At 52.7% G+C, this 11842-nt stretch carries 15 protein-coding genes; 4 read left to right on the forward strand and 11 right to left on the reverse strand.

What is annotated here, in order from left to right:
- From leuD to AC2VLY_RS03980, 4 genes are all read right to left on the reverse strand, one after another.
- Positions 1-563 (reverse strand): 3-isopropylmalate dehydratase small subunit (leuD, locus tag AC2VLY_RS03965; RefSeq protein WP_486892043.1); only part of this gene is annotated, 563 nt, incomplete at its 3' end.
- The gene (locus AC2VLY_RS03970; RefSeq protein ID WP_193658090.1) at positions 563-736 is read right to left on the reverse strand and encodes a hypothetical protein; all 174 of its coding nucleotides are present in this window, start codon (positions 734-736) and stop codon (positions 563-565) included. The genes AC2VLY_RS03970 and leuD, both read right to left, overlap by 1 nt.
- On the reverse strand, positions 711-2123 hold the full coding sequence (gene leuC, locus AC2VLY_RS03975) for a 3-isopropylmalate dehydratase large subunit (protein ID WP_193650974.1): 1413 nt from the start codon (positions 2121-2123) through the stop codon (positions 711-713). The genes AC2VLY_RS03970 and leuC overlap by 26 nt, the downstream gene beginning before the upstream one ends.
- Positions 2124-2167: 44 nt before the next feature.
- Positions 2168-2929, reverse strand: a complete 762-nt coding sequence (locus AC2VLY_RS03980) for a class I SAM-dependent methyltransferase (protein ID WP_193650973.1) — start codon at positions 2927-2929, stop codon at positions 2168-2170.
- Positions 2930-3050: 121 nt separating this feature from the next.
- Here AC2VLY_RS03980 and AC2VLY_RS03985 point away from each other — a divergent pair, with 121 nt between their 5' ends.
- From AC2VLY_RS03985 to AC2VLY_RS03995, 3 genes are all read left to right on the forward strand, one after another.
- Positions 3051-3854: a helix-turn-helix transcriptional regulator gene (locus tag AC2VLY_RS03985; RefSeq protein WP_193650972.1), complete on the forward strand. Its 804-nt coding sequence runs from the start codon at positions 3051-3053 to the stop codon at positions 3852-3854.
- A 256-nt stretch (positions 3855-4110) separates the two neighbouring features.
- Positions 4111-4557, forward strand: a complete 447-nt coding sequence (locus AC2VLY_RS03990; protein ID WP_193650971.1) for a phosphate-starvation-inducible PsiE family protein — start codon at positions 4111-4113, stop codon at positions 4555-4557.
- A gap of 252 nt (positions 4558-4809) precedes the next feature.
- Entirely contained in the window at positions 4810-5436 is a 627-nt protein-coding gene (locus tag AC2VLY_RS03995) for a trimeric intracellular cation channel family protein (RefSeq protein ID WP_319803362.1), read from the forward strand.
- A gap of 109 nt (positions 5437-5545) precedes the next feature.
- Here the strand turns inward: AC2VLY_RS03995 and AC2VLY_RS04000 are convergent, their stop codons facing one another.
- The 3 genes from AC2VLY_RS04000 to AC2VLY_RS04010 form a co-directional block, all read right to left on the reverse strand.
- Entirely contained in the window at positions 5546-5893 is a 348-nt protein-coding gene (locus tag AC2VLY_RS04000; protein WP_193650970.1) for a zinc ribbon domain-containing protein YjdM, read from the reverse strand.
- A 265-nt stretch (positions 5894-6158) separates the two neighbouring features.
- Complete coding sequence (locus AC2VLY_RS04005; protein WP_193650969.1) at positions 6159-7016, reverse strand: oxygenase MpaB family protein; 858 nt, start codon at positions 7014-7016, stop codon at positions 6159-6161.
- Between the two features lie 414 nt (positions 7017-7430).
- Positions 7431-7826 carry a DUF2784 domain-containing protein gene (locus tag AC2VLY_RS04010; protein WP_193650968.1) on the reverse strand — a complete coding sequence of 132 codons (396 nt, stop codon included), beginning with the start codon at positions 7824-7826 and terminating at the stop codon, positions 7431-7433.
- A 182-nt stretch (positions 7827-8008) separates the two neighbouring features.
- Between AC2VLY_RS04010 and AC2VLY_RS04015 the strand changes: the two genes are divergently transcribed.
- Entirely contained in the window at positions 8009-8218 is a 210-nt protein-coding gene (locus AC2VLY_RS04015; RefSeq protein WP_193650967.1) for a hypothetical protein, read from the forward strand.
- A 333-nt stretch (positions 8219-8551) separates the two neighbouring features.
- Here AC2VLY_RS04015 and AC2VLY_RS04020 read toward each other — a convergent pair whose 3' ends face one another.
- The 4 genes from AC2VLY_RS04020 to AC2VLY_RS04035 all read right to left on the reverse strand — a co-directional run.
- The gene (locus AC2VLY_RS04020; protein WP_193650966.1) at positions 8552-9370 is read right to left on the reverse strand and encodes a metal ABC transporter permease; all 819 of its coding nucleotides are present in this window, start codon (positions 9368-9370) and stop codon (positions 8552-8554) included.
- 2 nt (positions 9371-9372) lie between these two features.
- On the reverse strand, positions 9373-10254 hold the full coding sequence (locus AC2VLY_RS04025; RefSeq protein ID WP_486893117.1) for a metal ABC transporter permease: 882 nt from the start codon (positions 10252-10254) through the stop codon (positions 9373-9375).
- Positions 10255-10258: 4 nt separating this feature from the next.
- Positions 10259-11080 carry a metal ABC transporter ATP-binding protein gene (locus tag AC2VLY_RS04030; RefSeq protein ID WP_486893118.1) on the reverse strand — a complete coding sequence of 274 codons (822 nt, stop codon included), beginning with the start codon at positions 11078-11080 and terminating at the stop codon, positions 10259-10261.
- 4 nt (positions 11081-11084) lie between these two features.
- Positions 11085-11842, reverse strand: a 758-nt coding sequence (locus tag AC2VLY_RS04035) for a metal ABC transporter solute-binding protein, Zn/Mn family (RefSeq protein ID WP_486893119.1), incomplete at its 5' end; no start/stop codon positions are given.

An 11842-nucleotide genomic window follows, 5' to 3' on the forward strand; every position in this document is an offset into this window, starting at 1 on the left:
CCTTCATGCTTCAGGGTCAATTGAATATCATCCAGACCATTCAATAACTTGTGTTTGTGTCCGGCATCCATGGGGAAACAATAGCGACTATCTCCCAGGGTTTGCACCTCCTGGGCCGGAAGATCAATGCGCAAACGATAGCCAGGATTGGCCGCCACTTCATGAAACAAATGATCTACTTCATCTGCCGAGAGCCGAATCAACAAAATCCCGTTCTGCACACAATTATTTGCAAAGATGTCGGCAAAGCTGGGGGCAATGATGGCGCGAAAACCATAATCCGCCAGCGCCCAGGGAGCATGTTCACGACTGGAACCACAACCAAAGTTTTCCCGGGCCAGTAAAATCCGGGCATCTGCATATATCGGCTGATTGAGGATGAATTCCGGGTTATCCACCTGTTTGCCGTCTTGTTCCAGATAGCGCCAGGCATCGAAAAGATGCTTGCCCAGACCCTGTCGCTCAATGGTTTTGAGAAACTGCTTGGGGATGATAGCGTCGGTGTCCACATTGGGACGATCCAGGGGGGCGACAATCGCCTCTAATACGGTAAAAGCTTCCATTATTTCTCCAGTTGTCGCTTGACGAGATATTCCACGGCAGCCACTTCTGCCGAGCAACCCCGCAAGCTCGAAAAAATGCCAATTTCCACCATCCCCAGGCTGCATAAGCCCAGAGCGATGCGCAACACCCAGGAGCGGGCGCGCTTTTTATGGTGCGGACCAGTCACGTACATCCACAAAATGTCCGGCAATCGCGGCTGCTGCTGCCATAGCCGGGCTGACCAGATGGGTTCTGCCACCGGCTCCCTGACGCCCCTCAAAGTTCCGGTTACTGGTACTGGCGCAGCGTTCTCCAGGCTCCAGACGGTCGGCGTTCATGGCCAGGCACATGGAACAACCCGGTTCACGCCATTCAAAGCCCGCCTCCTTGAAAATCTTATCCAGCCCTTCGGCTTCGGCCTGGGCTTTCACCAGGCCCGAGCCGGGAACCACCATCGCCACTTTTACCGAAGCGGCTTTCTGATGCCCTCTGGCTACGGCAGCAGCAGCACGCAGATCTTCAATGCGCGCGTTGGTGCAGGAACCGATAAAAACCTTGTCGAGCGTTATGGCAGACAGTGGGGTATTGGCCTGTAAATCCATATAGGCCAAAGCGTCCGTCCAGCCCTTACGACGCACCATATCGGACTCCCGATCAGGATCAGGAATGGTGGCGCCAATTTCTGCGACCATCTCGGGGCTGGTTCCCCAGGTGACCTGTGGCGCGATATCCGCTGCATGGAGACGAATTTCCGCATCAAAGCTGGCATCCGCATCAGAATGCAATTCACTCCAGGCTGCCACGGCCTGATCCCAGATTCTGCCGACCGGGGCGTAGGGACGGCCCCGCAAGTAATCAATGGTAATGGCATCGACGCCAACCATGCCCGAGCGCGCACCGGCTTCAATGGCCATGTTGCACAAGGTCATGCGCCCTTCTACCGACAAAGCCTGCACGGCGGGTCCGGCAAATTCGATGGCGTAGCCGGTACCGCCCGCCGTACCCATTTTGCCGATAATGGCCAGCACCATATCCTTGGCGGTGACGCCCCGACCCAGTTCGCCATCCACCCATACCCGCATACTTTTGGATTTGCGTGCCCATAGACACTGGGTCGCCAGCACATGCTCCACTTCCGTGGTGCCAATACCAAAGGCCAGCGCACCCAGCGCACCATGAGTCGCCGTATGGGAATCGCCACACACCACGGTCATGCCCGGCAGAGTGAGTCCCTGCTCGGGGGCAATCACATGCACAATGCCCTGGCGCGGATCCAGCATGCCGAATTCTTCAATACCGAATTCCGCACAGTTCTGATCCAGGGTATCCACCTGCAAACGGGAAGTCGGATCGACAATACCCGCCGCCCGATCCGTGGTCGGAACATTGTGGTCGGCCGTGGCGATATTGGCATCAATCCGCCAGGCTTTGCGCCCCGCCGCGCGCAAACCCGAAAAGGCCTGGGGGCTGGTGACTTCATGCAGCAACTGCCGGTCAATATAAAGCAATACGGCACCATCGACTTCCGTGTGCACCACATGGCTTTCCCACAACTTGTCATAAAGCGTTTTTGCTGCCACAAGCTTCTCCTCAAACATCCCTGTCCAAAATTAACCAATGTCGTTCATAAGGGCAATGCCGTCATCCAGCACACATCCAGCGAAAAATCATGATTCGGCTGCAGCGCAAAGTGGTCACAGACCTCGGTTGGAGCCCCGGCCCATACGCTTTTGATCGCTGTTACGCGCTCTTCCGGGCTGCGCATCCGGCTTATCCAACTGGCAAAATCCAGGGGCAGCTTCCAGGTATCCTGATCAGACACCTGCCACCCGGCTGCAGCCAACATCGCCTGCCATTCTGAAACCCGGTAATCCCGCACATGGGAAGGGTCACGTAAAATTTCGACCGCCTGCAGAAAAGTATCCAGTAATGGATTTTCTGGTGCACACACGTCAATGATGACACATTTTCCCTGAGGATGGAGTACACGCCGCATTTCCCGAAGAGCCGCAGGGACATCCGCCCAATGATGGGCAGAAAAGCGCGTCACCACTCCATCAAAATAAGCATCGGCGAAGGGCAATGATTCCGCCATACTTTTTTCGGTGTGGAGATTAGACAATCCACGCTGTTGCGCCTCGTCAGCTACCACACGCAGCATTTCGCCGGAAAGATCCACCGCGAGCACTTCCCCGACGACTTCGGACAGAGTAAAGCTGGCATGTCCCGCCCCGCAGCCAAGATCCAGCACCCGCATGGCGGGCTGTTCGGCAAACTCCCTACGCAGACGCTGTAAATCTGCGCCCTGTGCATGTGCCGGGCTATGGAGATAATCCGTCGCCGCCACACCGAATTGCTTCTCTACCAGTTTTTGCTGATTACTCATGGGTTTTAGGTCTTCCAAAAAATATATACCCTTATCATACGAAGACCATCAAACTGGTACAATATGAGCATATATACTGGTATATTAACTACCATGATTGCGCTTTACATGGATCATATCGATGTCCGGAGACAACTTGGCCTTGGGGGCGTTTATTCGTCGCCACCGCGAAAAAACAACACCGCAGCAGGCTGGCCTGAATGCGCTTGGACGCCGTCGCACTACCGGGCTGCGCCGCGAAGAACTCGCCATGCTCTCGGGAGTCAGTGGCACCTGGATCACCTGGATTGAGCAGGGGCGGCCAATACAGCCTTCCGTGCCCACGCTGGATCGCCTCAGCAAGGTACTGCAACTATCCCATGCTGAACGGCAGCATTTGTTTCATCTTGCGGGCAAGGCTGATCCCCAGCTGGAATCTCCCCCTTCTGCCGTAGCGCCCACCCTGCTCCACCTTCTCAAAATCCTGCAATATCCCGCCTATATTCTGGATCGCTACTGGAATGTGCTTGCTTGGAATACGGCCGCCGCCGCACATTTTGCGGGCTGGTTACCAGCCAGCCCGGCTCCTGAGGAAAAGCCTCCCAATTTACTGAAATTTCTGTTCCTCGACCCCGGCGCCAAAAACTTTGTGGATGATTGGCAAAGCCGTTGCCGACGTCTGGTCGCCGAGTTTCGTGCCGATGTTGGCAAACACCTGGATGATCCCGAAATGGCCCGGATCATCACCCAACTGCAAAGTCAGAGCCGCACATTTGCCGGGCTCTGGCCTGCCCAGGATGTAGTGGAAAGAGAAGGCGGCCGCCGGGTATTCCAGCACCCAGTGCATGGGCGCGTGGTGTATGAACAAAGCACCTTATTACCAGCGGCACATACGGATATGAAACTGGTGATTTTATTGCCCTATCAGGAAGATGATCTTGTGTAACCATGTGTAAGGGTAATGCTCCGCTACGGTTATGCGGTAATATACCACTTCATCATCGCTCTTAGCTCGCGAGGGATACTGGAAACGACATTATCGTGGATTTATGGATTCGCTGAGTTCAGTAGATTGATTAATTTTTATATATTTATAATTTATTTATTATTATTTGCCAGACTAAATCAATGGCAGGGTTCCCTCGTCATCATCTATCATGCCCTGCGTCGCCAGGCATACGCATCCAGCCAAAGGAGTCCTGATGTTGAATGATGGTTTCAACGGCGTTCTACGAATGCTGAATTATACCCTTCACCTGTTTATTGCCGTCGCCCTGGCGGCTGCCAGCGTATTGATCATGATCCAATTCAGTCATGATGTGGTGGACGCCTTCCGGGAGCACATACTGGCAGCTGGCTTTCTCCACGCCTTAGGTACGCTTTTTATTGTTTGGGTCCTGTCAGCCCTGATTTCCGCCGAAATCACCTTCATGCGCAGTGGTATTTTCCATGTCGAGGTCTTTTTTGAAGTCGCCATGATTACGCTGTTAAGACAACTGATCTTGATCCCCGTGAAAGGCGGAGGGGAAACCATTCCGCAGGATGATCTCGTATTCTACGCCATGATCAGCGGCGCCCTGTTGGCTACCGGTATCGCTTACTTCCTCGTAGCCCGCAGCCGCTTGAGCACTGACCGGAAAGCGCCATGAAGCGAACAAACGATCCAAAGAGCGCTTCCAACAGACCTATGTCGACTAGCTTGATCAGTTGATAACTGCCCCAGCTTAAGTCTCTACCGTCCACAAAGTATTTCCACTAAAACCGGTCCCGCGTGGCAATTTATACCATTGCGCAGTTGTTCCAAGGCCCCAAAGGATGGATGACTTCCACCCGGTTACCTAACCATATAGTATCCCCCGGCGCTCGATCTATTGGCGCAAAAAAACCAAAAAATGGAGACCGTGCAGTTGAGTCATTTTACCACAACATTCTTCTTGAACCTGATCAACCTATTAGGGATATTCGCCTTTGCCGTCAGCGGGGCAATGCGCGGGGTGCGCAGTCAAATGGATATTTTTGGTATTGTCGTATTGGGCGTTGTTACTGCGGTTTCAGGGGGGATCTTACGGGATTTGCTGATCGGTGCCATTCCCCCGGAGGCCATCGCCAACTGGCATATCATGGCCCTAGCAGTTCTCGTGGGTGTTGGTGTATTTTTCTTTCATCACCTTTTTGATCATTTGCGCCACCCCGTACTGCTTTTTGATGCTGCCGGCCTCGGTGTTTTTGCTGCTACAGGGGCACAAAAGGCTTTGACTTTTGGCTTGTCTCCGGTCATGGCAGCAGTTTTGGGGATGATCAGCGGCATTGGCGGCGGCATGGTGCGCGACATTTTAACCGCCCAGATTCCTGTGGTGTTGCGTGCAGAAATCTATGCGTCTGCGGCCTTGTTAGGAGCAGCGGTTACTCTGGTTGGCGATTATATGCATTTACCCGCCATCGAAAGTACTATGGCTGGCGCATCACTGACTTTTGTTCTGCGGATGATGGCCCTGTACCGGCACTGGAGTTTACCCAGACCGCGCTAACAACCTGAAATGTCAACATCAGCCTTATTTCAGCCAATAGAACTTCTTACCTGTTGAATACTTCTAGTGGGATGATCCTGAAAAGTAAGGGGACCGTATCTGATCAGGATCAGGCTTCAGTTTTCTTGACAAATTCAGATTTCAGCTTCATAGGACCAAATCCGTCAATCTTGCAGTCGATATTGTGATCTTCGTCAATTAAGCGAATATTCCGTACCTTGGTGCCAATTTTAAGCGTCGAACTGCTTCCTTTCACCTTAAGATCCTTAATGATGGTAACAGAATTTCCATCCACCAATATGTTCCCAACAGCATCTTTATGAGTGACTTTATTTTCATGAGGTTCTATATCTTGGCTTGCTTTCCACTCGTGTGCACACTCAGGGCACACCAAAAGTTCGCCATCTTGATAGGTGAAAACAGAGCCACAGGCAGGGCAATTGGGGATGTCAGTCATAAAAGTCTCATTAGGCATGCGAAATTCTTTATATTCCTCAGATTATCATAAAAAACCAAATCGAACAGGTGGTTTTTGTGTAATAAGTTCGCCAGTTCAAGGATGGGCTTACCACACTACCGAGGAATCGAAAAATGAATGGCCGCTTCCAGTCTGCTGCTGACCATCAGGACTCGACGGCAGCAAGTCAGTCTTTTGAGCATGAACATTGAGAATCGCGACTGGCAGACAGGAAAGGCCAAGAGCTTGTCTTTAAAGTAGACCTTCAATCCCGCTTCTGCATAGGTTTTTCTGGACCAAGATCGTCAATGCGATAGCCATCTGGGTAGGTTGGCCGGTGCAATTGCGTACGCATCACGGGTTTGTTTCTGAGCGGTAGCGCACTGGCTATTCTTCCTCGCAAAAGTAATGCACGGGTGAGCACCCGGCTCAACCAGATTGATTGTCCAGATAAGCCCAAGGCATTGAGTAAGGGGCGATCCAGTAGCGCATAAACGGCAGGCCGTCCCAGTCGAAACAGTACGGGCGGCATATAAAAGCCCAGCAGCAAGTCTATCGTTTTGTCTGCAACATGCCGGTTTGAATTGGAATAATGAAAACGCTCTGCCTCATAGGAACGATTAAACTGCTCCAGTTGAGCATATTCATCATGAATATCCTGAATGTTCATGCGCATGCCTATGGCCCGCCAGAAGTGGAACCAGGCCAAGCGTTCTTTTTCTGACAGGGGGCGGTGCCCGAAACGCGCTATCCATCGTATCGGTTCAAAAATAAACGTAGACAATACATATAGATAGTCATCATTGCGAATCGTATATCTGGCGTGCTGGCGGTTGATGTTTTCAATGGCAGCCTGCCCTCGTGGACTATCGTAGCCGTGTTCAATCAATTCACTGAGGAGCAGGTCGGTATCATCGTAACGTTTGCGGGTGCGTTCAGTGAGTTCTCCTGTGTGGCGAAGGAGACCAGAAATGCGGGGTACCGCATACGTACGAAACAGGGCTAGTTCAAGCGCACGCGGTATATCAAAAGGATACGCACAAGTTGCCATCAGAAAGGTGATTCGGCAGTGATCCTTGACCGGATCTAACTGGAGAATTTCACGGTCATACGCGGTAGTCATAGCTGATTTACAAAAAGCTTGGAAGGCATCGGTTTCCTATGCGCGCCTTATGAGCGCTTTATGTCTTGTAGAGAAAAAAATCCGTGGAGTCACACTACTACAATGGCAGGAGACGGGTACAGCACGATGAAGAATTCACTGATCCTCGATTTCATTAAATCTTTATTTTACCTAGATCGGGATGGAGCGCTTCAGATGACCGTAAGAGATTTACCTAAGAATGACGCGACTCCTGGTACAGCAACAGGATAAAGGTCTACCAGAGTGCTTTTAGCCTTTCTCAGCTACCAGTCAGAGATACGTTCATTTCCGAGTATCTGGATGAAAGGTGACTATGTCAGTACAGGCTTTTATGCTGATTCGGGTAATCCTCGACGTCCTGATCCAGGCGCTGACCGATGACCAGGCACTCAATCAGCGCCAGCGTGGTGGTACTCGCCACCAGAGAAAAAGCACATAAATCCATACCAGAACATAAATGGTGCTGAAAAAGAGGATCGGAAGATTCCAAAACAGCAGGTGATCTATCCAAGTCTGAATAAATGGCTGCCGGTACCCTTGTTCTCCGGCAGCCTGCTGCAATTGACTCTGCCAAATGGTCAGAAAACACGCTCGACCCAACACAGCTTGAATGGCCACAACGAAGAGTGCGCCAAGGTGTAATGCGCGCCACCAGAATATCCTGACCCAAGGCCACCCGCGCCATGCTCCGATTGGTATAACCACCAAACCAAAAATATTGAAAGTTATTACGGCCAGGTGAATGACCAGAATGGTTTGCGCAAGGAGCAGGTCAGTGGCGAGGCTCATCCAATCAATTGTCCGCTTGGTGCTTCTGACACATAGGTCAGGCTATCAAGCAGAATAGCATTCAAATACCGGCAGGATAAAGGAATGGGGAGGCGTCTTCCCCGCTGGTTATTACTCGCTGACTTGTCTCGCAGGCTGATATCGTTGATGATCCAAAGGTAATCATTGAGGAGGCACTGATCATGATCTGGCTGTTGGCGATTATTGGAATTCCCATACTGGTGGTACTCATGCTGTTTTTTTCGGCAGCGGAGGACTTCTGGTCGATTATCACCTTGCGCATAGATATTTCCCGTTTGCTGGGTGATCTGATTCATGTTTTATTTATTGTAGGTATAGGCTTGGTTGCGGAGATTTTTTCCGTATTCATGCTGATTAAAGATATCCTTTAAATATGTCAAAGAGTTTATCCGACGGCACCTTGAGAATCGGACGAACCGTGCAACATGCGTCAGCAGTGGATGACGACTGGCTCCCAGAAGGTCCCTGACTCGCTTTATTGTGAAAGCCATTGATCAGATCCGATAACGATAGCCCCCTCATTACTTCCCGATCTTTATATACCTTGTCCGTCATGATCGCTCTGGCTTATATGGCGCTCATTGCGTGGTTAGCGATTAGCGCTTTATTTCATATACTGTTGTTTCATAAGTTATTTTTTGTATTTTTATCGCGCGTTATCTCCCTTTCGGTCCGGTGGCCGTTCTGCTCAGCGTGGGCATTATTCACAAGCCAGAAACCTGCACGACCGGGCGTTCTCGCTGACTCCAGTGGCGATAACTGCGGGCCAGGGTAAAAAGTCCGGCGCCCAGCATGCCGACAAAAAAACCGATGGGCCAGTTGGTCCAATAGGACAGCGCAATGGCTGACCAGATGCTGCTCTCGGCAAAAATTACCGCCAGGAGCAGACTGCGCAGCGGGTGAATACTCAGCGACTGGGCAGCAGCAGGCGGCCCCACCAACAAGGTAAACACCAGAAAGGCACCGACGACTGGCAGGGCTGAAGCCGTCACCAGCGCCAGCAGACTTAAAAAAATCAGATCCATGCGTGCGGCAGAAATCCCCTGTAAAGCAGCCAGATCAGGGAAGCTGGAATCCAGCAGCAAGGGGCGAAAAATAGTGATCATGACCACCGAGACCAGAGCGCAAATCCCCAGTATGGGCCACAAATCCGCATCGCTGATGCCCAGCATCTCACCAAAAAGCAGAGAAAATACCTCAGGGGCGTATTCACTGGTCATGCTGAGAAAAAGCGCACCGACTCCCAGAAAAAGCACCAGTAGCAGTCCGGTTCCCACGTCACGCCGCCCTATACGGGCCAATTGACGCAAGAGCAGCACCCCCATTCCCACAAAAACCAGCAGACCAACAAAAGGATTCACTCCGAGCAGATTAGCCGCTGCCGCCCCCGGAAAGGCTCCCAACGGCAAGGCATGGGCCGCAAAGGCCGAATGGCGAATAACCACAAAATAACCGACCAGTGCGGCTACCAGGGCAATGGCGGTACCCGCAATCCAGGTGTTGATCATAAAACTGGAAAACACGGCTAAGGCTCCTGAAGACGGCGCAGGGACGTGATGCCCCGGCGCAAGTATTTGTGTTGCCACGAAGAACCGAACATAGCCAGCAGATAAAACAGAAAAATCAGGACCACCACAAAAAAACTGACGGGCCAGGCATTACCTGAAAACCAGTAATAACTTTCATAGGCCATCCAGATTCCCGACCAGACCGCCGTCAGGGCAATCATCATCGCCCAGAAAATGGCCTGGGCAGGACGTCGACTGAGACGAATCGCCGCTCCGGCAGGACCGATCAGGAGCGCCGTCGCCAGCACCGCGCCAATCGCCAGAGCGCAAACTGCAACGGCCAGTCCCAGCACCAGAAGTTGTAGTAAACCCATCCAGCGTGGGGAAACACCCCGCAAAGTCGCCAGATCCGGGTCCACCGCTGTCAGAATCAGCGGCCGATAAAACAAGCCGACCAGCAAAAACACCGCCAGTACCGCCAGGATGGCCGGCCAGATCAAGCCTTGCGAAATGGCGAATAAAGACCCGAACATCACCGATACAGCGGCACCGGTGGTACTGGTGGTAGTGACATCCAGATATAAAAACAGAGCAGAAAGCCCCAGGCCGGCACCCAGCACAATGCCGGTCGCCAAATCTCTTTCCCGCGCCTTGCGGACCCCCAGAAATTCCATCCCGAATGCAGCAATCCAGGCCATACCGAGAAAACCCAGCAAGGGACTGATACCCCATAAAAACGAAGCGGCTCCTCCGGCACTGCTGACATCAGCCAGGGCATGACCGGCAAAGGCATTTCCACGCAACACGGTGAACACCCCAATCAGGGCACTGATCAACGCCGCGCAGCTGCCCACAATGAGCGCAGTCTGTACCGGCTGACTGCTTAAAAAAGCAAACATCGGCTCACGCTCCGTGACCCGCACAACGATTCATATTGGCCACATCGGCATTTTCGGGGGCGTCAGGCAGCACCAGAATCCGCCCGCCATGATGCAGGACCGACACAGGATAACCGTAAAGCTTGCTGAGCACCTCCGCCTGCACGACCTCGGCAACCGTACCGGTGGCAGCGCGCCCGTCTACCAGATACACCAGACGGTCCATCACCGGAATCAGCGGATTCATGTCGTGGGCAGTCACCAGCACCGTCATTTGCTGCTGGACGATCAAGCGCCCCAGCAGATCTACCAGTGCATTGGCACTACCAAAATCGAGATTTGCCAGAGGTTCATCCAGAATCAGCAGACGCGGCTTACGCACCAGAGCGTGGGCGATGACGGCACGCTGCTGCTGCCCCCCCGATAATTCCCCAACCCGCTGATCGGCAAAGTCCTCCGCACCCACGGCTTGCAAGGCCTGATCTACTACATGGCGGGTTCGTCCATTAAAAAACGGCAGCCCCAAACGCTGACCATCCAGCCCCAAACGCACCAAATCGCGGGTGCGCAAGGGCAGATCCGGATCAAAATTGATTTTCTGGGGAACATAGCCCACCAGCTCCCGATGTTCCCGAGCTGGCGCAGCACCGATCAGCACCGTGCCGGCACGCTGGGTAATCAGGCCCAGCAAGGTACGTAACAGGGTGGTTTTACCCGCCCCATTTTCACCAATCAGGGCGCAGAGCTGCCCGGGATACAGATCAAAACTGACATCCCGTAAAATACTGCGGCCGCCCAGATCCACAGAAAGATCTGCGACCGCAAGAATCGGACTCTGCTTGGTCAAGATATTATTTCAACATCGTCGTAGAGGTACCATTTTCTACGGCTGCGCGCAGGGCATTCACTTCTGCGAGCATCCAGGATTGATAAGTGTACCCGGTTGGCATGGTTTCATAAACGCCCACAACCGGAATATGTGCCGCCTTGGCATTATTCAGGAAAGACGCAGTCAGGGAGTCAGTGACCTGCTGGTTATACAGAAACACCTTGACCTGATGATTTTTGAAAAGCTGATTCTGGATGCTGACATCCTGGGGGGCCGGATCGGTCCCATTCATGATTGCCGCCTGGAGATTCCAGGGGGTTTTCAGATCACAGCCTGCCGCCTGCAACATGTAATCGGCTACGGGTTCGGTAACCGCTACCGGAGTATGGGGATATTTCGCTTTGAAACTGGCAATGGCGGCATACCAGGGTTTCAGCGAAGCATCAAACTGTTGAACATTGGCCTTGAAAAAGGCGGCATGGGCAGGATCCAGCTTGCTCAGGCTCGCCGCAACCGCCTTGACCACCGCCGGCATGGTTTCCGGTTTGTACCAAAGATGCGGGTTTTTGGTGCTGTCGGGTAAATGCAAAAGATCCTGAACCACAATCACCTGCCGCTTGGAATTAGGATCAGCCGCCAGAATTTTTTTGGCCCAACTGTCATAACCCACGCCGTTACGGACCACCAGCTGGGCCGCCGCAATTTCTCTGGCCACGGACGGGCTCGCCTCAAAAGTATGGGGGTCCGTGTTGGGATTGCTCTCAATGGCACTCACCTGAA

Source organism: Acidithiobacillus sp. TH-A36, from assembly GCF_057473445.1.